At 70.6% G+C, this 22,915-nt stretch carries 15 protein-coding genes; 5 read left to right on the top strand and 10 right to left on the bottom strand.

Annotated elements, in window-relative coordinates:
- Positions 1–82 precede the first annotated feature (82 nt).
- Entirely contained in the window at positions 83–2,665 is a 2,583-nt protein-coding gene (pepN, locus tag AB0I10_RS06970; RefSeq protein WP_363151274.1) for an aminopeptidase N, read from the bottom strand.
- A 75-nt stretch (positions 2,666–2,740) separates the two neighbouring features.
- Positions 2,741–3,619 carry an AraC family transcriptional regulator gene (locus AB0I10_RS06965; RefSeq protein WP_363151338.1) on the bottom strand — a complete coding sequence of 293 codons (879 nt, stop codon included), beginning with the start codon at positions 3,617–3,619 and terminating at the stop codon, positions 2,741–2,743.
- Between the two features lie 215 nt (positions 3,620–3,834).
- Between AB0I10_RS06965 and AB0I10_RS06960 the strand changes: the two genes are divergently transcribed.
- A complete protein-coding gene (locus tag AB0I10_RS06960; protein WP_363151337.1) occupies positions 3,835–5,655 on the top strand; it encodes a beta-galactosidase family protein in 1,821 nt (606 codons plus the stop codon).
- A 58-nt stretch (positions 5,656–5,713) separates the two neighbouring features.
- On the opposite strand, the gene AB0I10_RS06955 is transcribed toward AB0I10_RS06960, so the two are convergent.
- Together AB0I10_RS06955 and AB0I10_RS06950 are read right to left on the bottom strand one after the other, a co-directional pair.
- Complete coding sequence (locus AB0I10_RS06955) at positions 5,714–8,830, bottom strand: endo-alpha-N-acetylgalactosaminidase family protein (protein ID WP_363151273.1); 3,117 nt, start codon at positions 8,828–8,830, stop codon at positions 5,714–5,716.
- Positions 8,831–9,060: 230 nt separating this feature from the next.
- On the bottom strand, positions 9,061–9,873 hold the full coding sequence (locus AB0I10_RS06950; protein WP_363151272.1) for a serine protease: 813 nt from the start codon (positions 9,871–9,873) through the stop codon (positions 9,061–9,063).
- Positions 9,874–10,139: 266 nt separating this feature from the next.
- On the opposite strand from AB0I10_RS06950, the gene AB0I10_RS06945 reads away from it, so the two are divergent.
- On the top strand, positions 10,140–11,039 hold the full coding sequence (locus AB0I10_RS06945) for a hypothetical protein (protein WP_363151271.1): 900 nt from the start codon (positions 10,140–10,142) through the stop codon (positions 11,037–11,039).
- A gap of 43 nt (positions 11,040–11,082) precedes the next feature.
- Here the strand turns inward: AB0I10_RS06945 and AB0I10_RS06940 are convergent, their stop codons facing one another.
- Together AB0I10_RS06940 and AB0I10_RS06935 are read right to left on the bottom strand one after the other, a co-directional pair.
- The gene (locus AB0I10_RS06940; protein ID WP_363151270.1) at positions 11,083–11,778 is read right to left on the bottom strand and encodes an alpha/beta hydrolase; all 696 of its coding nucleotides are present in this window, start codon (positions 11,776–11,778) and stop codon (positions 11,083–11,085) included.
- 150 nt (positions 11,779–11,928) lie between these two features.
- Positions 11,929–12,663, bottom strand: a complete 735-nt coding sequence (locus AB0I10_RS06935; protein WP_363151269.1) for an MBL fold metallo-hydrolase — start codon at positions 12,661–12,663, stop codon at positions 11,929–11,931.
- 131 nt (positions 12,664–12,794) lie between these two features.
- Here AB0I10_RS06935 and AB0I10_RS06930 point away from each other — a divergent pair, with 131 nt between their 5' ends.
- Both AB0I10_RS06930 and AB0I10_RS06925 read left to right on the top strand, forming a co-directional pair.
- The gene (locus AB0I10_RS06930) at positions 12,795–13,274 is read left to right on the top strand and encodes a hypothetical protein (protein WP_363151268.1); all 480 of its coding nucleotides are present in this window, start codon (positions 12,795–12,797) and stop codon (positions 13,272–13,274) included.
- 81 nt (positions 13,275–13,355) lie between these two features.
- Positions 13,356–13,817, top strand: a complete 462-nt coding sequence (locus tag AB0I10_RS06925) for a PPOX class F420-dependent oxidoreductase (protein WP_363151267.1) — start codon at positions 13,356–13,358, stop codon at positions 13,815–13,817.
- A 74-nt stretch (positions 13,818–13,891) separates the two neighbouring features.
- Here AB0I10_RS06925 and AB0I10_RS06920 read toward each other — a convergent pair whose 3' ends face one another.
- Positions 13,892–14,650: a winged helix-turn-helix domain-containing protein gene (locus tag AB0I10_RS06920; RefSeq protein ID WP_363151266.1), complete on the bottom strand. Its 759-nt coding sequence runs from the start codon at positions 14,648–14,650 to the stop codon at positions 13,892–13,894.
- A gap of 78 nt (positions 14,651–14,728) precedes the next feature.
- Here AB0I10_RS06920 and AB0I10_RS06915 point away from each other — a divergent pair, with 78 nt between their 5' ends.
- Positions 14,729–15,328, top strand: a complete 600-nt coding sequence (locus tag AB0I10_RS06915; RefSeq protein ID WP_363151265.1) for a hypothetical protein — start codon at positions 14,729–14,731, stop codon at positions 15,326–15,328.
- Positions 15,329–15,492: 164 nt separating this feature from the next.
- Here the strand turns inward: AB0I10_RS06915 and AB0I10_RS06910 are convergent, their stop codons facing one another.
- From AB0I10_RS06910 to AB0I10_RS06900, 3 genes are all read right to left on the bottom strand, one after another.
- Positions 15,493–16,953, bottom strand: a complete 1,461-nt coding sequence (locus AB0I10_RS06910; RefSeq protein ID WP_363151264.1) for a glutamate synthase subunit beta — start codon at positions 16,951–16,953, stop codon at positions 15,493–15,495.
- Positions 16,946–21,568: a glutamate synthase large subunit gene (gene gltB / locus AB0I10_RS06905; protein ID WP_363151263.1), complete on the bottom strand. Its 4,623-nt coding sequence runs from the start codon at positions 21,566–21,568 to the stop codon at positions 16,946–16,948. The genes AB0I10_RS06910 and gltB overlap by 8 nt, the downstream gene beginning before the upstream one ends.
- Positions 21,569–21,859: 291 nt before the next feature.
- The gene (locus tag AB0I10_RS06900; RefSeq protein WP_363151336.1) at positions 21,860–22,591 is read right to left on the bottom strand and encodes a VIT1/CCC1 transporter family protein; all 732 of its coding nucleotides are present in this window, start codon (positions 22,589–22,591) and stop codon (positions 21,860–21,862) included.
- Positions 22,592–22,915 lie beyond the last annotated feature (324 nt).

Here is a 22,915-nt window from a genome sequence, read left to right as displayed (position 1 = left end):
CATTCGTGGTACGGGTCTGCCCGCACGTGTTCGGGTGCCGCCGGTTTCTGCTCCCGGCGGCACCCGTGCCGTCAGGTCGTGATCATGCCGTGGCGTTGGCGTCGCGTACGGCCAACGCTCGCCGTAGATCATCGAGTTGGTCGACGAGTTTGCGGCGGAGGGCGGGGGTCGGGTCGGCTGTGGCCAGGCAGGTTTCGCCGAGTTGGAGGGTTGCCGGGTCGATGAGGGTGGGGAAGGCGTAGCGGCCAACGGCTTCGGCGAGGGCGGGTCCGCGGTGGGCGGCGAGGGTGGGGGCGTCGGTGAAGTAGCGGGCGGCGTAGGGGCGGAGTACGTCGTGGTGTTCGGGGTTCCAGAAGCCGGATGCGGTGGCGGTGAAGAGGTGGTTGGAGAGGGCTTTTTTGTCGTCGGTGGTGAAGAGGGCGTCCCAGGCGGCTTGTTTGGCGGCGGGGCCGGGGAGGGCGGCGTGGCAGCGGGCGGCGCCTTCTCGGCCGGTGGCGCTGGTGTCGCGGGTGAGTTCGGCGTCGATGGTTTCGGGGGTGGTGGCGCCGAGGACGGCGAGGCGGTGGAGGATGCGCCAGCGGAGTTCGGGGTCGAGGGCGGGGCCGCCGGGGACGCTGTCGCCGTCGAGCCAGTCCTTGAGGTGTTCGTGGGTGGTGGCGCTGTCGATGAAGGCGCGTACGGCGGTCAGGCGGAGGCCCCCGCTGCTGCCGTTCTCGCTGCCTTCGGTGCGGCGCAGGATGTCGCGACTGATGGCGGTGAGGGCGGCCAGGGCGGTGGGGCGGGTGGGGGTACCTCCCTGCTCGAACGAAGTGGAGAGCTTGGGGGCGGAGGGGAGGTAGCGGTCGGCGATCTGGGTGCGGGCGAAGGTGAGGACGCCTTGGACGATGGCGAGGTCGGTTTCGTGCGGGAGGTGGGCGCGGGCGGCGTCCAGGTAGGCGGTGGGCGGGAGTTCGCCGTCGCGGACGAGGTCGCGGGCGGCGTTCCAGATGACGGCGCGGGTGAGCGGGTCGGGCAGGCCGGAGAGGGAGCCGGCGAGGGTCTGCCATGACAGTGGGTCGAAGCGGATCTTGGTGTAGGTGAGGTCGCTGTCGTTGAGGACGATGAGGGCGGGGGCGGGTGCGGGGAAGGTGCGGGAGGTGCGGCCTTCCGCTTCGGGGATGTCCAGGGCGAAGCGGTCGCGGAGGGTGAGGCGGCCGGTGTCGGCGGGGTCCTGGTCGTAGGCGCCGACGGCGATGCGGTGCGGGCGGCTGCCGGTGTGGGTGACGTCGAGGCGCCAGGAGTCGCGGTCGGCGGCGATGGCGGGGGTGAGGGTGTCGACGCCGGTCGTACGCAGCCAGCGTGCGGCCCAGGCGTGGACGTCGCGGTCGGTGGCGTGGGCGAGGGAGTCGATGAAGTCGGCGAGGGTGGCGTTGCCGAAGCGGTGCCGGGCGAAGTGGTCGTTGATGCCGGCGAGGAAGTCCTTCTCCCCCATCCAGGCGACGAGTTGGCGCAGTGCGGAGGCGCCCTTGGCGTAGGAGATGCCGTCGAAGTTGAGGAGGGCGGAGGCGGTGTCCGGGACGGCATCGGGGGCGGGGGCGACGGGGTGGGTGGAGGGGCGCTGGTCGGCGTCGTAGCCCCAGCCTTTGCGGGCGATGGCGAAGTCGGTCCAGGTGTCCTTGAAGCGGGTGGCTTCGGCGAGGACCTGGTAGCCCATGTATTCGGCGAAGGATTCGTTGAGCCAGATGTCGTCCCACCATTGGAGGGTGACCAGGTCGCCGAACCACATGTGGGCCATTTCGTGGGCGATGACCATACCGCGGGTCTGACGTTCGGTGTCGGTGACGGCGGAGCGGTAGATGAATTCGTCGCGGAAGGTGACGAGTCCGGGGTTCTCCATGGCGCCGGCGTTGAATTCGGGGACGAATGCCTGGTCGTAGGAGTCGAAGGGGTAGGGCTCGTCGAAGATCTGGTGGAAGCGGTCGTAGCAGCGACGGGTGATGTCGAGGATTTCTTCGACGTCGGTGTCGAGGTGGGGGGCGAGGGAGCGGCGGCAGTGGATGCCGAAGGGCAGTCCGGCGTGTTCGGTGCGGACGGAGTGCCAGGGGCCGGCGGCGATGGCGACGAGGTAGGTGGAGATGGGTGGGGTGGGGGCGAGGGTCCAGTGGCCGTCGCCGGTCTCCTGACCGATGCCGTTGCCCAGGACGGTCCAGCCGGGCGGGGCGGTGACGGTGAGGGCGAAGACGGCTTTGAGGTCGGGCTGGTCGAAGGCGGCGAAGACGCGTTGGACGTCTTCCATGAACAGTTGTGTGTAGGTGTAGGTTTCGCCGTCCGCGGGGTCGGTGAAGCGGTGCATGCCTTCGCCGGTGCGGGAGTAGCGCATGGTGGCGTCGATGCGCAGTTCGTGGTCGCCGGGGGTGAGGCCGGTGAGCGGGAGGCGGTTGCCGGTGAGGGTTTCGGGGTCGAGGGGCTGTCCGTCGAGGGTGACGGTGTGCAGCTCGGCGGGCTTGATCTCGGCGAAGGTGTCGGCGGTGGCGCCGGTGTCTTCGGCGTCCCGTGCCGTGAAGTGGATGGCGGTGCGGGAACCGAAGTGGTCATCGCCTTGGGTGAGGTCGAGTGCGATGTCGTAGCGGTGGACGTCGATGAGTCGGGCTCGGGTCTGCGCCTCGTCGCGCTGCAGTGCGGGCATGGTGTCATGCTGCCGTACGGCCCGGGGCGGACGCCGGGGGTTTGCGGGCGGGGCAAGGCGGGGGCCACCGAGTGGTCAACTGCTGACCAGCGGCGGATTGTCCGGGTCGGGGATCTGGGTGGACCAGCCGCCGGGGACGCTGCGGATCTGCCGGTCGCGGAAGCGCACCGGTGCGGTGCCGACCCGGCGGGTGAACAGCCTGCTGAAGTAGGCGGGATCGTCGTAGCCGACCCGGCGGGCGACCGCTGCGACCGGGAGTTCGGTGCCCACCAGTAGTTCCTTGGCCCGGCCCAGCCGGATGCCGAGCAGGTAGTCCTTGGGGCTGCAGCCGGCGCCGCGGCGTACGGCGGTGCGCAGTTCCGCGGGTGTCATGCCGTGCCGGGCGGCGTGCTCGGCGACCGACAGCGGCAGGAACGCGTCCCTGGCCAGGGCCTGCAGGACGGGGTCGCCGTCGGCGTCCGTATCGGCTCGTGCGCGCCGGAGTACGACGAGGAGTTCGTGCACGGCGGCCGAGGTCTCCACCTCCAGCAGGGGGTTGCCGCGGCGCGCGGCGCGCGCGATCCGGCCGACGGCGGCGCGGGCCGGTGCGGTGTCGGCGAGCGGCACGACGGGCCGGTCCGGCTCGATGTAGCCCAGTTCGGTGTAGGTGTCGGCCGCGGGGCCGGTGAAGTCGACGAAGCTTTCGTCCCAGCCGGTCTCCGGGTCGGCCCCGTAGTGGTGCGGTACGCCGGGCACGATCCACAGCAGGGCGGGGGCGGTGACGACGTGGCGCTGTCCGTCGGGGGCGGTGAGCCAGCCGCGGCCGGCGCTGATGATGATGGCGACGTGGTGGTCGAGGGTGCGCGGGCCCACCGTCGGCAGTGCGCCGTGCTGGAGTCCGACGCCCAGGCACACCAGGCCGAGCCGGTGGTGGACCGGGCTCGGGGTGAAGTACCGCATCCAGGTGTGGTACATGTCCGGGCCTCCCGTCGCCGTGTGCGCGGGCCGGGCAGCCGCGGTGTGCGCCGCCGTGCCGTGCGCTGCCGCCGCGTACCGCTCCGCCCGCTCCGTCCGCTCCGTCCAAACAACGCCGATCTTTATCCATGGACCGCCGCGCCGCCAGAGGGCGAGGGTGATCGATACGCGTGATCGGTACACGCGACCGGCGGCAGATGGATGGGGTGGGATGCGTGGTGCAGTTCGTGGTGGGTGAGCGGGACTTCGCGCTGGACGGGCGGCCGGTGCGGCTGCTGTCCGGGGCGCTGCACTACTTCCGGGTGCACGAGGCGCAGTGGGACCACCGGCTGGCGATGCTCCGTGCGATGGGTCTGAACTGCGTGGAGACATATGTGCCGTGGAATCTGCATGAGCCGCGGCCGGGTGAGTTCAGGGATCCGGAGGCACTGGGCCGGTTCCTGGACGCGGTGGATGCGGCGGGGCTGTGGGCGATCGTCCGGCCGGGCCCGTATATCTGCGCGGAGTGGGAGAACGGCGGGCTGCCGGAGTGGCTGACGGGGCCGCTGGGGCGGCGGGTGCGGACGCGGGACGCGGCGTATCTGCGGGCGGTGGATACCTGGTTCGCGCGGTTGCTGCCGCAGGTGGTGGCCCGGCAGTGCACAGCGGCGCCAGGGCCCGGCGGCCCGGTGGGCGGGCCGGTGATCATGGTGCAGGCGGAGAACGAGTACGGCTCGTACGGCAGCGATGCGGCGTATCTGGCGCATATCGCGGAGCTGCTGCGCCGGCTGGGTGTGCGGGTACCACTGTTCACGTCGGACGGGCCGGAGGACCACATGCTGACCGGCGGCTCGGTGCCGGGTGTGCTGGCCACCGTCAACTTCGGTTCCGGGGCCCGGGAGGCGTTCGCGGCGCTGCGCCGGCATCGGCCGGAGGGGCCGCTGATGTGTATGGAGTTCTGGTGCGGCTGGTTCGCGCACTGGGGGCATACCGGGGTGCCGCGCGCTTCGGAGGATGCCGCGGCGGCGCTGCGCGAGATCCTGGAGTGCGGCGGTTCGGTCAATATCTACATGGCGCACGGCGGCAGCAATTTCGGTGGCTGGGCGGGCGCCAACCGTGCCGGTGAGCTGCATGACGGGGCGCTGCGGCCGACGCTCACCTCGTACGACTACGAGGCGCCGGTCGATGAACGGGGCCGCCCGACGGAGAAGTTCTGGCGGTTCCGTGAGGTGCTGGCCGAGTGGGCGGACGGGCCGCTGCCGGAGCTGCCCGAGCCGCTGCGGGTGCTGTCCGCCCCGGTGCGGGCGGTGATCGGTGAGTGGGCGCCGGCGGAGGACGTGATGGCGGCGCTGGGCGGTGCGGAGATTGAGGCGGGCAGCCCGGTGACGTTCGAGGAGCTGGGGGTGGACCGGGGCGTGGTCCGCTACCGGGTGGAGGTGCCGGGGCCGCGCGGCCCGTATCCGCTGCGGGTGGCCGGGCTGCGGGACCGGGCGGTGGTGTACGTCGACGGGGTGCGGCAGGGGGTGCTGGAGAGCGAGGACGCGCTGGTCGGGGAGGTGCCGGGGCCGGCGTCGGTGGAGCTGTGGGTGGAGTCCCTGGGTCGCGTCAACTACGGGCCGCGGCTGGCGGAGTCCAAGGGAATCACCGGCGGGCTGCTGCACGAGCGGCAGTTTCTGCACGGTGTGCGGGCGCGCGGGCTGCGGCTGGACGCGCTGGAGGAGGCCGGGGCGCTGGGCAAGGTCCCGTTCCGGGCAGTGGCGGGAGCCGGGTGTGAGGCCGCCGGGAGCGAGGGTCTCTACCGGGGCACGCTGACCCTGCGCTGCCGTCCCGGGGACGCCGATCTCGCGCTGCCCGGCTGGACCCGTGGCTTCGTCTGGATCAACGGCTTCTGCCTGGGCCGCTATTGGGCCGTCGGCCCGCAGCGCACCCTGTTCGTGCCGGGCCCGGTGCTGCGCGAGGGCGACAACGAGCTGCTCGTGTGGGAGCTGGAGGGCGCCCCGCCCATCGTGGGGGAAGGGGCGGGGGCGCCCGGTCTGTATCCCTGCGCGCCGCGCTGAGGGGCCCGCAGGGGATGTGCCGTAGGGGGCGGGCCGGAGCCGGGCGGCCCGCCCCGCGCTACAGCTCCTGCACCTCGAAGGAATCCAGCACGAACTCCGCCGTGCCGTCGTCCCCCACCTTGCGCAGCCCCACCCACGCCGCACCGCCGGCCGGCGCGGTGAACTCGTAGGAGTGTGCGGCCGGTTGAGTGGCGACCGGCAGCGGCTCCCGGGTCAGCTCGCGGGCCTTGGGCTCGTCGACGGCGGTGACCCAGGCGTACTGCCCGGCTTTCTCGTTCGCGTAGCGGAAGGCGACCCGGTAGCGGCGGCCCGCGGTGAAGCGCACGGTGTGCGGCACCGTCCGGTAGACCAGCCCGCCGTTCTCGCCGCGTGATTTCAGTGATTCGCCGCCGTCGACGACATCGTCGACGGCCTTGCCGTTCCAGCCGCGCTGGGTGAACGGCGCGTGCCGCTGCGCGATATGGGTGCGCGGGTCGGTGATGCCCCCGGCGTCGCCCTTGACGAAGACGCCCCAGCCCTGCGGCACGTGCTCGAAGTCCTCGTGGACCAGTGCTCCTTTCTTGGCGCTGCGCACCGCGGGCACGACCCGTACGTTGTCGAATCTGACCCGGGCCCGGCCGGCCGCCGTGGTCAGGGTGAGGGTGACCGGGCCGCCGCCCTCCGGGACGGTGAAGTAGGTGAAGAGCCGCTGGAAGCGGGTGCCGGACTTGCGGTCGGCGGCCACGTAGTTGCCGGCCGTCGAGGTCTCGGTCCAGTTGGCCGCGGTGACGCCGTCGGCGGTACGGACCTCAAGGCCCGCGCGGCGCCGCTCCCCCGCCTTCGCGCCGACCTCGATCTGCACCGACGCGGCATAGCCTCCGGGAGCCAGCCGGGCGAGCCGCTGGCCGACGGTGGCGGCGGCGCCCGCGCCGATGACCAGTTCGTAGTCGCCCAGCGCGCTGAGTTCGACGGACGCCGGGCCGGTGTGCTGCCAGCCGTCGAGCGTCCCGGAGTGGAAGCCGGGGTCGGTCAGGCCGGTGCCCTCGCCCCAGCCGGGGTCGCCCTGCGCCGGGGCCTTGCTCCGGTGGACGGCATACGCCACACCGGCCTCCGCGGTGAGGGTGATCCGGCCGCCGCTGACCGGTACCCGGGTCTCCTTGGTACGGCCCTGGTCGGTGAGCCGGTAGGCATACACCTCACCAGTGCCCGACCAGCCGCGCGGCAACGCCCAACTGGTCGTACCACCACGGGGGTTGTAGTGGTAGAGCCGACCCGGATCGGTGGCCCGGCGCGGCTCCCAGGGCAGAAGATACGCGCCGCCGTCGTAGACCAGCCGCCCGTCCGTGGTGATTTTGCGGGTGCCGTCCGCGTCGCTCACGGAGGTCTTCGTCGGCCCCTCGAAGGTGATCTCGTGGGCGCCCCAGGTCTTGATCGGGTACGCCTGGAGGTACTTGGCGGGCAGCGCTTCGGTCCAGATGATCTTGTGGAAGGCGTGCCAGTCGGTCTTGCCGACCCAGCCCTCGAAGTTGCCCATCCGCGCGGCGCCCAGCAGCGTCGGCCACTTGTCGGCGAAGACGTCCTTCTGGTGGTTGCGGACGAAGCGGATCAGCTGGGAGTTGATGCCGCGCGAGGTGTCGGGGCCGTAGTCGGTCTCGGTCGCCCAGTGCGACCACAGGGCGGACCGCTCCAGGCCGTGGCCCCATTCGGTGGTGACCTGCCAGCCCTGGTCCCGCAGGTGCCGCTGCAGCCGGTCGGAATTCCAGCCCGACTCGCGGAACACATCGATATAGACGGTGTTCAGGGCCGGGTCGGTCTCCTTGCGCAGCTGTGCGAAGCGCTTCGCGATATCGCCGGAGACCAGATCGCGGCGGGCGTCGATGCGGTAGGACTGGTCGAGCCAGTCCCACTGCTTGTCGTCCTTGTCGACGAGCGTCTCGGAGAAGGCGTGCGCCACCGGGTACGACTCGGTGGCGTTCACATGCACCGCGAAGTCGCTGTGCCATTTTTTGCCCGCGCGGACCAGGGCGTTGAGGTCGGCGAGGCCGCCCGCCCGCTTGTTGTAGTTGCCGCCGTAGTCCGGGTGCGCGGAGTCGTGCCCCTCCGACTGGTAGCCCTTGACCAGCGTGAACTGCCGCAGCCCGTCGGTGGCCAGGGAGATCCGCTTGACGTTGTCGAGAGTGGCGAGGAACGGGTTGGTGGCCTGGCTGGCGAAGTTGAACGGGATGTGCGGGACGACCCGCAGATGCTGCTCGTCGGCGCCCAGCGGCGTCACCATGATGTCGCGCAGCGCGATCGCGGCGTCCTGCCAGTCGGCCTTGCCGTCGCCGTTGCGGTCACGGGTGACGATGACGGTTGCGTACGGCAGCGGGTCGGTGGCGATGGGGGCACCTCCCGCTCGAGCGAGGTCGAGAGTGGGGGACGGCTGCCCGGCCGCCCGGTACGTCCACTGACCGCAGGCCAGCTGCGCCTTGACGAAGCCGTCGCCCTTGACGGTCTGCCGCCACAGTCGGCCGTTCTCCCAGGTGGTGGCGCCGGCGGGCTTGTCGTGAACGGTGTTGGTCTCGACGGCGGCGGCCAGCTTGTCGGTGGCGACCACCGCGTACGCGCATCCGGTGGGCGACGCCTCGACCGGAGTGCCGGCGGCGACCTGCACCAGCGTGTCGCCGCTCTTGGTCTTGTCCAGGTCGATGCGGGCGGCGAGCAGCGCGGCGCCCGGCTGGTCGCTGCGGACGCTCAGCAGCGCGAGAGCCGGTATCTCCAGGGTGCCGACGCGCAGCGCCGCGGTGTCGGTGATGCCGGTGACCTGCCAGGTGACCCGCCAGCCCCGGACGGTGATCGCCACATCGATGGTGGTGCCGCCGTCGAAGGCGAGGGTGTACGTGGCACGGTCGGCGCCGGCCCGGTGGGTGACCTCGGGGGTGCGGGCGGTGCCGTCGATGAGGACCTGCCCGACCGGTGTCTCCTGGCCGTGCAGGACGGCGCCGGTGCCGCGGTCGGTGTAGGAGACGATGCGCGGGAACGCGGTGTCGACACGGACCTCCAGCTCGTCGGAGCGCAGCACCGCCTCGCCGGCGCGCGGCGCTGCCGTCGCGGTGTGCGCGCCGAGCGGGAGGGCGGAGGCGACCCCGGCGAGCGCGGTGGCCGCGACAACCTTTCGGCGGCTGGGCCCGCGGCGGGCACCTGTCTGTTCGTTCACGCGCGCTGTCCTCCTTCGCACCTGCACTGCCTGTTGGCTGCGTTGCCTGTTGCCTGTCGGCTGCACTGCCTGTCGCCGGACAGCGTGCTGGGCGCGCGGGGCATGCGCCTATGGACAAAGGGGGGACAGGTGTTGGACTAACGGGTGCGTGGTCGGCGGCCGTCGTGCACGACCGCAACGCGGAAGGCCCGGGGATCACCTCCCCGGGCCCCGCATGTCACATCACTCGGTCAGCTGCCGCCCAGCTCTCCGGCGGCCTTCTGGATGTCCTTGGCGAAGGTGCTCACCTCGCTGTAGACACCGGGCTTGCCGGGCCGTGCGCAGCCCTCGCCCCAGGAGACGATGCCGACCTGGAGCCAGGCACCGGAGTCGTCCTTGCGGAACATCGGGCCACCGGAGTCGCCCTGGCAGGTGTCGACGCCGCCGGTGTCCAGCTTGCCGGCGCAGAGCTCCTCGCCGGGCGTGAGCTGGTCGCCGTAGGCCTTCTCGCAGGCGGCGTCGTCGACGTACGGCACGGTCGCCTTGAGGAGGTAACGCTGCTGGTCGCCGCCTTCCTTGTCGGCGCCCCAGCCGGCGATCTCGAAGTCGCCGTTGTTGAGCTTGTCGTCCTCGGCGATCTTCAGAGTGGGCAGGTCTATCGCCTTGTCGAGCTTGATCAGCGCCCAGTCCTTGCCCTTGCCGTTGTAACCGGGGGCCTGCAGGACCTCGGTGGACTTGGCGGTGACCGCGTTCGAGTCCTCCAGGTCGACCACACCGGCGGTGGCGGTGATGGAGGTGTTCGGGCCGCTGCCGTCGACGCAGTGCGCCGCGGTGAGCACGATGTCCTTGGCGTACAGAGCGCCGCCACAGCCCATCGACAAGCGGACCATGAAGGGGAATTCACCCTGCTCGGCCTTGGTGCCGCCGACGACCTTGGTCTGGCTGCCGCCGCTGGGGGTCGGCTCGTGGGCGGCGAAGGCGGATCCGGGCTGGAGGCTGAAAGCGGCCAGGGCGACCGCGCCGACTGCGGTGCTTCTCTTGAGGTGCTTCAGGTAGCTGCGCAACGGGCTTCCTTTCGTGGGGGGTTGCACGTCGATGACGAGCCCATGCCAACCACCGGAGCCGGACGTGGCCGCCGAAGAGAACGCGTGAAAGAAGGCAGCACGCCGCAAGGCGTCCGGACCCAGTGGGGGATGAGTCCGTAAAGCGCCCTGTGATTATGTGGAGAGAGCGATCAGGGTGACAAGGGTGTGCATCCGGCCAACTTCCGTACTACCCACACCCCGTACGGCGCATACCGGGCAATCCCGGCCACCCGTACAGTGGCCGGGTGGCAACGGGTACCGGTGACATCAAGCACGGATTTCCCCATATCGACAGGGTGCGTTCGGCCATCACGGCGCTCTTCAAACGCCTGTCGCACGACACGGTGAGCACCTTCGCCGCCGCCGTGCCGCCCGTCGACGTCGCTTTCGACGACAGCGAGGACCTGTATCTGGGGGTGCAGCGGGTAGCCCATGTGATGGTCCGTCACCTGCGACTGCCGGATGCCCGGATGGTCGTCTCGTTCCGCGAGATGGACCATGCCGCGTTCGTCGAACTCACCGCGGGACCCGAGTACTTCATCGAACTCAACGACCGCTTCAAGACACACCGCAAGGACATCGGTGCCGCGCTCGCCCACGAAGTGATGCATGTCTATCTGCACCGCCTGGACCTGTCGTTCCCCGGCACCCCCGACAACGAGATCCTCACCGACACCGCCGCCACGTTCCTCGGCGCGGGCTGGCTGCTACTGGACGCGTACCGCGAACACGGCCCGTTCTCGCAGAAGCTCGGCTATCTGACACCGGAGGAATTCGGCTACGTCCTGGCCAAGCGCGCGCAGTTCTTCGGCGAGGACCCCGCGCCGTGGTTCACCAGCCCGCAGGCGTACGACGCCTACGCGGCGGGACGGGCGCGCGCCCGCGAGGACGCCCGCCGTCCGCCGCTGGCCGCCGCGGGCTGGACCGCCCGGCTCCGCTACGCCAAGGACCGGCGTACGGCGCAGGATCCAAAGCGCGGAGGCCCGGTCCGCGGCCCCGGCGACGGCTATGCCTTTGAAGGCCCGGCGCCGCTGCGGGTGTCGTTCCCCTGCCCCACATGCCACCAGCGGATCCGCGTCCCGGTCCGCGGCCGCCTGCAAGCGCGCTGCGGCCTGTGCAAGACACTGCTGGACTGCGATACGTAGGGCGTGACTTGTATGGATTGCACGTGTGGAGCTGATAGACGGGCTAGATCCAGCCGTCCAGCCCCGCCATGAAGCCGTCGAAGTCGTCGCGGTGGATGGTGTGGCCCGCGTCCCGAACGGTACGGACCTCGAAGCCGCGGTCCGTCAGTCCGGCCGCCGCCCCCTCGGGGAAGAGGAACCCGTTCCCCGCTATCTGCACCATGGAGGGGACGACCGGACGCTCCGGCGTACGGTCCTTCAGATGCGGGCCGGACAGGGCGTACGCCGTGCCGGTGTCCCAGGCCGCCAGCGTCGCCAGCTCGATGTCGACATCGGCGTCCTCCCAGCGCGGGTTGAAACCGGTCACCACCGCGCGGGAGGCGCTCTTGAACAAGACGAAGGCGTCGGGAGTCACACGCCGGCCCAAGGTGCCGAGCGTCCATGCCGGATCGCTGTAGACGGCACGCTTGGGCCGCAGCCGCTCCGCCGCGAGGGACAGTGCCAGCCCGCCCAGCGAATGCCCGATCACGACCTCCGCGCCGGTGGGCAGGGTGTCCACGAGGTCGTCGGCGAACAGCTCGGCGCCGTACTCGCCGCGCGGGCTGCGGCCGTGGCCCCGCAGATCGACACCGATGACGCGGTAGCCGCGTTCGGCCAGCGCCGGCCCGACCCGGCGCCAGGTGCGGTGGTCCGACATCATCCCGTGGACCAGCACCGCGATCCGGCCGCCGGCGCCCCACTCATGGGTGTGCAACTGCATGCTCGTGCCCCTCTCCCGTAGCCCGGCGTGGCGCCCTTCGCTGCGCCACGCCTCGTCGGCCAAAGCCCCTTCCGCATCAGCGTGCACACCGTCTCACGGCGCCGCAGCACGCCGTCCGGCCGTGCGGCGCATGAGGTCCCGGCCCCTCCCTCACAGCCAGTCCTTCTCCGGGGTGGCCGCCGCCAGGACGGCGCGTGCGCCCGTACGGATCGGCTCGCCGTGGGGTACGCACACGGTGTCCAGGCCGTCGAGCGCGGCGAGGCGGCGGAAGGACGCGATCGCCACCTCGCGGTCGACGTTGAACGGACCGAGGACCGCACGGCCACCGCCGCAGCCGATGATGTCGCCGGGGAAGAGCAGGCCGCTCTCGGGCAGGTACAGGGCGATCCCGCCCGGTGTGTGGCCGGGGACGTGCAGCACCCGGACGGGCTCCGCCCAGTCGTCCAGGGTGTCCCCGTCGTGCAGTTCGACGTCGACCGCGACGTGGCGCAGCGGCGGGAGCCCGGCGTCGGCGAAGTCCGCCAAGATGCCTTCGTGCAGGACCCGTTCGGCCAGGGTGTACACGGGCGGGGGTTCGGGGGTGGTGCCCCGGATGACCGGTGCGTCGTGTACGCCGGCCAGGATGCGGGCGCCGGTGGCATCCGCCAGGTCGGCCGCCGATCCCATGTGGTCGAGGTGGGAGTGGGTCAGCACGATCTGCCGCAGATCGCCCGGCGCCGCGCCGAGCCGGGCGAGCGCGTCGAGGATGGCGGGCGCGGAGCCGGGGATGCCGGTGTCGACGACCGCGTACCCGTCGTCGGGCAGTGCGACGACGTACACATGCCCTACGGGGAAGGGGAGTTGCCAGATGTCCGGGGTGATTTCGGTGAGCGTGATCGAGTCCATGGCTCGGACGCTAACGGGTGCAGGGACCGCCTGCCCCTGCCTTGCGCCCTGGGCGGATTGAGCGCACGGCGAACGCGGCGGAACCCGTCCCCCTCCTGCCACGTCCCATCGATGACCTGAGGAGGTAGGACATGACCCGTACTCGTCCCCATTCCCGCTCGCTGACCGCCGTGCTCGCGATGGCGGCCGCCGGCACCGTCGCGCTGTCCGGCTGCGGCAGTGAGAAGCAGACGGTGGGCACCGCGCCCCCGAAGAAGCAAGACCCGTTCGAGCAGCGGGCGGAGCAGATCGCGCGGGACTGGCCGAAGGTCTCCCCCGTCTCCGGGCGGAAGGACACGATGCTGCCGCTGGCCGGCGCCGACCGCCCGAAGAACACCGCGGTACGGGAGATCACGGTGACCGTCGGACACGGTGCGTGCGACGCCGAGTACGGTGTGCACACCCATGAGTCAAAGGGCTTCGTGGTGGTCTCCGGCTGGGGCAAGAAGAAGGATCCGAAGGGGATGTGCACCGATCAGCTGGTCACCAACAAGGTGAAGGTCAAGCTGAAGAGCCCGCTGGACGACCGCAAGGTCGTGGACGCGGCCACCGGTAAGCAGCTCCTCAAGTGATCGCCGGCCGCCGCTCCCCCGGACGCCACGCCCGTGCCCGGCCTTACCCTGGAGCGCGCTCCACCACCTAGTCTCGCCCGTATGAGCCCCTCCATCGCTACGAACACCCGTGTCGAGCTGCCCGAACTACTGGAGTTCGTCCGCCCCCGCCACCGTGCGATCCTGCTCACCCGCCGGGCCGACGGCACTCCGCAGGGGTCGCCGCTGACGTGCGGGGTGGACAGCTCCGGGCGGCTGGTGATGTCGACGTATCCGGAGCGCGCCAAGGTCCGTAACGCCCGCCGGGTGTCGTCGGTCAGTGTGATGGTGCTGAGCGACGAGTGGAACGGTCCCTGGGTGCAGATCGACGGAGATGCCGAGGTCATCGACGCCCCGGATTCGGTCGAGCCGCTGGTCGAGTACTACCGCAGCATCTCCGGTGAGCACCCGGACTGGGACGAGTACCGGGCGGCGATGCTCAAGCAGGGCAAGTCACTGATCCGGGTGACGCCGGTGCGCTGGGGACCGGTCGCCACGGGCGGTTTCCCGGCCCGGCTCGCCTAGACGAGAGCCGGATTCAGTCCTGAACGTCACACTCCAGGAAGGTCCCGTGGCGAGTTGTCCGGCGGCGAGCGCCGTCACACGCCGGGCGGTACCAGCGTCAGGGACGGTGACAGGGCGCTCTCGGCCAGCCCCAGGTGGCGGAACGCCGCACGGCCCGCCTCGGTGACGGTGATGATGCGGGTGGACGCGACCTTGACGATCCACCTCTGGTCCAGGGCGTGCCGGCACAGGGCGGCGCCGACCGCGCCGGAGAGGTGCTGCCGGCGCACGGTCCAGTCGAGGCAGGTGCGAACGTGGGCGCGGTGGGCGGCGGACGGGCCGGCGTCGGGGATGCCGAGGTCGGCGAGCCAGGACGCACCGTCCCGGGTCAGCATCAGGCCGTATTCCCTGACCAGCAGGCCGCGTTCGGTCATCGTCTCGGCGATGGCGACGCCGAGCGCGCCCGCGATGTGGTCGTAGCAGGTTCTGGCGTGGTGCAGGGCTCTGCGGTGGTTGGCCTCGACGAGGGAGCGGACCGGGACCTGGCGGTAGGGGGCCAGTCCGGCGAGGTTCTCCAGGGTTTCCGCGGTGTCGGGTCCGGCCAGGCGTACGTAGCGCCGCCGCCCCTGTCGTTCCTCTGTGAGCAGGCCGCCGGCGACCAGGAGGTTGAGGTGTTCGGTGGTGGTGGAGCGCGCCACCGCGGCGTATTCGGCCAGTTCACCCGCGGACCAGGAGCCGCCGTCCAGCAGGGCGATGCAGATGGCGGCGCGTGTGCGGTCCGCGAGCAGCGCCGCGAGGGCGGCCAGGTCCGGGGTTTCGGCGGTGCTTTCGTGATCGGCATCCCGTCGGTTCATGTGCAGAGATTATGCAGAGAGTAAGCGGTCATCACACTTCGGTGATCGCCGAATGATTCGGCTTCTATCCTAAGAATCATGAAATGCGTGCTGGAGAAGAGCAGTTCGGTCACTCGGGCGCTGCTGTCCACGGAGAACGACGACGGAACATTCGGGCTGGTCGCCCTGCAGATCACCTGGGAATTCGGCCCGGTTGTGAGTGCCTGGCTGCCCGCGCGCGGCCGCGCCGCGCGCAATCTCGTGGTGCGCCCGGAGGTGGTCTTCAACCTCTCACCGGCCGGTACAGGGTCCGAGGAGGAGCGGGCGGGAACGGGCGGCTGCCCGTCGTCGTCGGACACGCCGTTGACGGAACCGTCCGAGATGGTGCGGCCGCCCCGACTGGCGGACTGCCCACTGCAGTTGGAGGCGCGCTGCGTCGCCGAGCTGACGGTGACCGACGGCGCATGGACGCATATCGAGGCGCAGGTGCTGCGGGTGCACGCGGATCCCCGGTGGGTGCTGCCGATGGGCGATCGCGGTGTCGATCTGTCGGCGTGGTGCCCGCCGGTGTATGACTTCCGGTCCTCGGGCACGCCGCCGTACGAGCCGGTTCCGGCGCCCGCGCGGGAGCTGGCGGAGCGGTTGGGTCGGCGGTTCCCGGGGCAGCGGGCCGGCTCATCGGCCACCCACGCCCCGTAGACCGCGGATCGATCCATGGACCACGGATCGGCCGGACCACAGATCAGTCACGGCCCGGGAATCTCACCCGCAGCCGGAATGACACGCGGCGCCTGCCCCCTGGTCGGGGAGGGGGCAGGCGCCGGGTTGTTCCGCACGACGTTGTACGGGACATCAGGTGACGGTCACACGGTCAGCGAGCGATCCGTCGGCTTGATGGGAGCCGGCAGGGCGCTGGCTCCGGTCAGGAAGCGGTCCACGCCGCGGGCGGCGGAGCGGCCCTCGGCGATGGCCCACACGATCAACGACTGGCCGCGGCCCGCGTCACCGGCGACGTACACGCCGGGGACGTTGGTGGCGAAGTCCGCGTCGCGGGCGATGTTGCCGCGGGCGTCCAGCTCCAGGCCGAACTGGGCGACCAGGCCGTTCTCCTGGTCGGTGCCGGTGAAGCCCATGGCGAGGGTGACCAGGTCGGCGGGGATGGTCCGCTCGGTGCCGGGCTTCTGCTCCAGCTTGCCGTCCTTGAACTCGACCTCGATCAGGTGCAGCGCCTTGACGTTGCCGTCCTCGTCGCCCTCGAAGTGGGTGGTGGAGACGGAGTAGACCCGCTCGCCGCCCTCCTCGTGCGCGGAGGTGACCTTGTAGAGCATCGGGAAGGTCGGCCAGGGCTGGCCCGGGTTCCGCTCCTCGCCCGGCTTGGGCATGATCTCCAGCTGGGTGACGGAGGCCGCGCCCTGGCGGTGGGCGGTGCCGACGCAGTCCGCGCCGGTGTCGCCGCCGCCGATGACGACGACGTGCTTGCCCTCGGCGGTGATCGGGGCGACGGTCAGGTCACCCTCCTGCACCTTGTTGGCGAGCGGCAGGTACTCCATCGCGAAGTGGATGCCCTTGAGGTCACGCCCTGCCACCGGCAGGTCGCGGGAGGCGGTGGCGCCGGCGGCGATGACGACGGCGTCGTAGCGCTTGCGCAGCTTGGCGGCGTCGATGTCGCGGCCGATCTCCACCTCCGTACGGAACTTGGTGCCCTCCGCGCGCATCTGCTCGATGCGGCGGTTGATGTGGCGCTTCTCCATCTTGAACTCGGGGATGCCGTAGCGGAGGAGACCGCCGATACGGTCCGCGCGCTCGTAGACGGCGACGGTGTGGCCGGCGCGGGTCAGCTGCTGGGCGGCGGCGAGACCGGCCGGGCCCGAGCCGATGACGGCGACGGTCTTGCCGGACAGGCGCTCCGGCGGCTGCGGGGTGACATCGCCCTTGTCCCACGCCTTGTCGATGATGCTGACTTCGACGTTCTTGATGGTGACGGCCGGCTGGTTGATGCCGAGGACACACGCCGACTCGCAGGGAGCGGGGCACAGCCGCCCGGTGAACTCCGGGAAGTTGTTGGTGGCGTGCAGCCGCTCGCTGGCGGCGCTCCAGTCCTCGCGGTAGGCGTAGTCGTTCCACTCGGGGATGAGGTTCCCCAGCGGACAGCCGTTGTGGCAGAACGGGATACCGCAGTCCATGCAGCGCGAGGCCTGCTTGCTGATGATCGGCAGCAGCGAACCGGGAACGTAGACCTCGTTCCAGTCCTTGACGCGCTCGCCGACGGGGCGGGTCTTGGCGACCTCGCGGTCGGTGGTCAGGAAGCCCTTGGGGTCAGCCATTGGTCGCCGCCTCCATCATCTTCTCGTGGGTCTCGGACTCGGAGAGTCCTGCTCGCTCGGCGGCGTCCTTGGCGGCGAGCACTGCCTTGTAGGTGGCCGGGACGACCTTGCTGAAGCGCACGGCGGCCGCGTCCCAGTCAGCGAGGAGCTTCTCGGCGACGGTCGAGCCGGTCTCCTCCTGGTGGCGGCGCACAACCTCGTGCAGCCACTGCTTGTCGGTGTCGTCCAGCGCGGTGACCGCGTCGGCCAGTTCGCGGTTGACGTTCTGCGGGTCGAGGTCGATGACGTACGCGGTGCCGCCGGACATGCCCGCCGCGAAGTTGCGGCCGGTCTCGCCCAGGACGACGGCGTGGCCGCCGGTCATGTACTCGCAGCCGTGGTCGCCGACGCCCTCGGAGACCACCGTGGCACCGGAGTTGCGGACGCAGAACCGCTCGCCGACCCGGCCGCGCAGGAACAGTTCGCCGCCGGTCGCGCCGTAGGCGAGGGTGTTGCCCGCGATGGTGGAGTACTCGGCGAGGTGGTCGGCGCCGCGGTCCGGGCGGACCACGACCCGGCCGCCGGACAGGCCCTTGCCGACGTAGTCGTTGGCGTCGCCCTCCAGGCGCAGCGTGACACCTCGCGGCAGGAACGCGCCGAAGGACTGGCCGGCCGAGCCGGTGAAGGTGATGTCGATGGTGTCGTCGGGCAGACCGGCACCGCCGAACTTCTTGGTGACCTCGTGGCCGAGCATGGTGCCGACGGTCCGGTTGATGTTCCGGATCGCGACCTGGGCCCGTACCGGCTGCGCGGCCTCGGCGGAGTCCGCGGCCAGCGCGTCGGCGGCGAGCTTGATGAGCTCGTTGTCCAGCGCCTTCTCCAGGCCGTGGTCCTGGACCGTGACCTGGTGGCGGACCGCGCCTTCGGGCAGCTCGGGGACGTGCAGCAGCGGGGCCAGGTCCAGGCCCTGCGCCTTCCAGTGGTCCACGGCCTTGGCGGTGTTGAGCATCTCGGCGTGGCCGATGGCCTCGTCGAGGGTGCGGAAGCCCAGCTCGGCGAGGAGCTCGCGGACCTCTTCGGCGATGAACTCGAAGAAGTTGACGATGTACTCGGCCTTGCCGCTGAACCGCTCGCGCAGCGTCGGGTTCTGGGTGGCGATGCCGACCGGGCAGGTGTCCAGGTGGCAGACGCGCATCATGACGCAGCCGGAGACGACCAGCGGGGCGGTGGCGAAGCCGAACTCCTCGGCGCCCAGCAGGGCGGCGATGACGACATCGCGGCCGGTCTTGAGCTGGCCGTCGGTCTGCACGACGATGCGGTCGCGCAGGCCGTTGAGCAGCAGCGTCTGCTGGGTTTCGGCGAGGCCGAGCTCCCAGGGGCCACCGGCGTGCTTCAGAGACGTCAGGGGAGAAGCACCCGTACCGCCGTCGTGGCCGGAGATCAGGACCACGTCCGCGTGTGCCTTGGACACACCCGCGGCGACCGTGCCGACGCCGACCTCGGAGACCAGCTTCACGTGGATGCGGGCCGCAGGGTTGGCGTTCTTGAGGTCGTGGATCAGCTGAGCCAGGTCCTCGATGGAGTAGATGTCGTGGTGCGGCGGCGGGGAGATCAGCCCCACGCCCGGCGTCGAGTGCCGGGTCTTGGCGACCCACGGGTAGACCTTGTGGCCGGGCAGCTGGCCGCCCTCGCCGGGCTTGGCGCCCTGGGCCATCTTGATCTGGATGTCGTCGGAGTTGACCAGGTACTCGGACGTCACACCGAAGCGGCCGGAGGCGACCTGCTTGATGGACGAGCGGCGCGCCGGGTCGTACAGCCGGTCCGGGTCCTCGCCGCCCTCACCGGTGTTGGACTTGGCGCCCAGCTGGTTCATGGCGATGGCGAGGGTCTCGTGGGCCTCGCGGGAGATCGACCCGTAGGACATCGCGCCGGTGGAGAAGCGCTTGACGATCTCGGATGCCGACTCGACCTCGTCCAGCGGGACCGCGGGGCGGCCGGAGTCGAAGGAGAACAGGCCGCGCAGCGTCATCAGCCGCTCGGACTGCTCGTTCACCCGCTCGGTGTACTGCTTGAAGATGTCGTAGCGGCGCGAACGGGTGGAGTGCTGGAGGCGGAAGACGGTGTCCGGGTCGAAGAGGTGCGGCTCGCCCTCGCGGCGCCACTGGTACTCGCCGCCGATCTCCAGCGCGCGGTGGCTGGCGGCGATGCCGGAGACCGGGTACGCCTTGACGTGCCGGGCGGCGACCTCCTTGGCGATGATGTCCAGACCCGCGCCGCCGATCTTGGTGGCGGTGCCGTTGAAGTACTTCGCGACGAAGGCCTCGTCCAGGCCGACGGCCTCGAAGACCTGCGCGCCGCGGTAGGAGGCGACGGTCGAGATGCCCATCTTGGACATGACCTTCAGGACGCCCTTGCCGAGCGCCTTGATGAGGTTCTTGATGGCGGTCTCGGCCTCGACGCCGGGCAGGAACGTACCGGCGCGGACGAGGTCCTCGACGGACTCCATCGCCAGGTACGGGTTGACGGCCGCGGCGCCGTAGCCGATGAGCAGCGCGACATGGTGCACCTCGCGCACATCGCCGGCCTCGACGAGCAGACCGACCTGGGTGCGCTCCTTGGTGCCGATGAGGTGGTGGTGGACCGCGGCGGTGAGCAGCAGCGACGGGATCGGCGCGTGCTCGGCGTCCGAGTGGCGGTCGGAGAGGACGATCAGCCGGGCGCCGTCGTCGATGGCGGCGTCCGCCTCGGCGCAGATCTCCTCGATCCGGGCGGCCAGTGCCTCGCCGCCGCCGGAGACCCGGTAGAGGCCGGAGAGGGTCACGGCCTTCATGCCGGGCATGTCGCCGTCGGCGTTGATGTGGACCAGCTTGGCCAGCTCGTCGTTGTCGATGACCGGGAACGGCAGGGTCACGCTGCGACAGGACGACGCGGTCGGCTCCAGGAGGTTGCCCTGGGGGCCGAGGGAGGAGATCAGCGAGGTGACCAGTTCCTCGCGGATGGCGTCCAGCGGCGGATTGGTGACCTGCGCGAACAGCTGGGTGAAGTAGTCGAAGAGCAGCCGGGGGCGCTCGGAGAGCGCGGCGATCGGCGAGTCGGTGCCCATCGAGCCGATGGGCTCGGCGCCGGCCTTGGCCATCGGGGCGAGGATGACGCGCAGCTCTTCCTCGGTGTAGCCGAAGGTCTGCTGGCGGCGGGTGACCGAGGCGTGGGTGTGCACGATGTGCTCGCGCTCGGGCAGGTCCGCCAGGTCGATCAGGCCGGAGTCCAGCCACTCCTGGTACGGGTGCTCGGCGGCGAGCTGCGCCTTGATCTCGTCGTCCTCGATGATGCGGTGCTCGGCGGTGTCGACGAGGAACATCTTGCCGGGCTGGAGGCGGCCCTTGCGGACGACCTTGGCGGGGTCGATGTCCAGGACGCCGACCTCGGAGGAGAGCACGACGAGGCCGTCGTCGGTGACCCAGTAGCGGCCGGGGCGCAGACCGTTGCGGTCGAGGACCGCGCCGACCTGGATGCCGTCGGTGAAGGTGACGCAGGCCGGGCCGTCCCAGGGCTCCATCATCGTGGAGTGGTACTGGTAGAAGGCGCGCCGGGCCGGGTCCATGGCGGTGGAGTTCTCCCACGCCTCGGGGACCATCATCAGCACCGAGTGCGGCAGCGACCGGCCGCCGAGGTGCAGCAGCTCCAGGACCTCGTCGAAGGAGGCGGAGTCGGAGGCGTCGGGCGTACAGACCGGGAAGATCCGCTCCAGGTCCTCGTTGCCGAAGAGCTTGGAGGCGAGCTGCGACTCGCGGGCGCGCATCCAGTTGCGGTTGCCCTTGACCGTGTTGATCTCGCCGTTGTGCGCGACGAAGCGGTACGGGTGGGCGAGCGGCCAGCTCGGGAAGGTGTTGGTGGAGAACCGCGAGTGGACCAGCGCGACGGCGGTGGCGAAGCGGCGGTCGGACAGGTCCGGGAAGAAGGGCTCCAGCTGGCCGGTGGTCAGCATGCCCTTGTAGACGATGGTCCGCGAGGAGAGGGACGGGAAGTAGACACCGGCCTCCCGCTCGGCGCGCTTGCGCAGCGCGAAGGCCTTGCGGTCCAGCGCGAGGCCGGTGTTCTCGCCGTCCGCGACGCTGTGCTTGCCTGAAACGAACAGCTGGGAGAAGGCCGGCATGGTGGCGCGGGCGCCGTTGCCGAGCAGCTGGGGGGCGACCGGGACGACGCGCCAGCCGAGGACGTCCAGGCCCTCTTCGACGGCCATTGTCTCGATGCGCGCGACGGCAGCGGCCGCGTCCTGGGCGTCGGACGGCAGGAAGGCGATACCGACGGCGTACGCGCCGGCCTCGGGAAGCTCGAAGGTGACGTCCTCGCGCAGGAACGCGTCCGGGACCTGGAGCAGGATGCCGGCGCCGTCACCGGAGTCGGGCTCCGAGCCGGTGGCACCGCGGTGCTCCAGATTCGTCAGGACGGTGAGCGCCTGCTCGACCAACGCGTGGCTGGCCTCGCCGGTGAGGGTGGCCACAAACCCGACGCCGCAGGCGTCGTGCTCATTGCGCGGGTCGTACATCCCCTGCTGGGCGGGGCGCCCGTCCATGGGCGACCATGCGGCGGCGCTGGCGCTGCTGGTGGTCGCGGAGTGCGTGGACGCGAAGCGCATCAAGCTCTCCCAACGTCGTCGTGGCATAGGCATTGCCGAGGGACGACGTTGGCCCTCCGCGAAATTTTCGTGCAGGTTACAGGATGGCGCCATTCCCAAGAAGTGGATAGGGCCTTCCAACATGCGGACACCGCGCATAGCGGTGGATCAAGGACGCGGACGGACATTGCCATCCCACAAGGCGGCGATCGCCAGGCGACATTGCCCGCGACGCTTCGGCCTTATGCCCCGAGGTCAACAAACCGAAACCGCTGAGTAACGCGTTAATTATGCGGTCACCCGCATGACGCGTCACCCTACGACGGTTCCGAAGAGAGCTCCCAGGGCGTACGTCACACCTGCGGCGGCACCACCCAGGGCCAGTTGGCGCAGTCCGCTGAACCACCAGGAGCGCGCCGTCACCCGCGCCACAACCGCCCCGCAGGCAAAGAGTCCGAGCAGCGCGAGCGCCACCGCCGGCCAGATTGCCGTTGCGCCCAGAAGATAAGGAAGGACAGGCAGAATCGCGCCCAGCGCAAACGATCCGAAGGAGGAAACGGCGGCCACGGCCGGCGACGGAAGGTCGGACGGGTCAATTCCCAATTCCTCGCGGGCGTGAATCTCCAGCGCCTGCTCGGGGTCCACGGAGAGCTGCTCGGCAACCTGCCGGGCGAGCTTCGGCTCGACGCCGCGGGACTCATAGAGGGCCGCCAGCTCCTCCAGCTCATCCTTGGGGTGCTTGCGCAGCTCGGCCCGCTCGACGGCCAGCTCGGCGAGGACCAGCTCGCGCTGCGAGGCGACCGAGGTGTACTCCCCCGCGGCCATGGAGAAGGCGCCGGCGGCCAGGCCCGCGAGGCCGGTGAGGACGACCGTCTGCGGCGGCAGCGAGCCGCCGGCCACGCCCGTCATCAGGGCGAGGTTCGAGACCAGGCCGTCCATCGCACCGAAGACCGCGGGGCGCAGCCAGCCGCCGTTCACATCGCGGTGGGTGTGGTTGTCACGGTGGGCGACATGTGTCGGCGCCGCGGTGTCCATGATCTCCATGACGGACATATCGGGACCTACTCCCTTCAGCGAGGTGTGGGCCGATGCCGGCACTTCCCCCTGGAACGCTTCGAAGGTATGCGCGAAATCACCCTCTCCGCTAGCAAGGAAGGCCGTACTTACCGCCCTGACCTGCGGCTTTACGAGGAGAGGTAGCTAGTGATCTGAGTCACACGACCGTCATGGCGGCATCCCGGGATGCGGGCGGATGCCTCCCCAGGGAGTCGACCGGGTGACCCTGCCGGTCCGGGGAGGAAAGCGGGGCCCCGGCGTGGGACGGATACAGCGCAGTGGTTCGACCCACATGACGGACAGAAGGGCGCG

The organism is Streptomyces sp. NPDC050636, assembly GCF_040654775.1.
Lineage (GTDB): Bacteria > Actinomycetota > Actinomycetes > Streptomycetales > Streptomycetaceae > Streptomyces.
The sequence above is the reverse complement of the archived record's forward strand: the minus strand, read 5'-3'. Positions and strand labels throughout refer to the sequence as shown.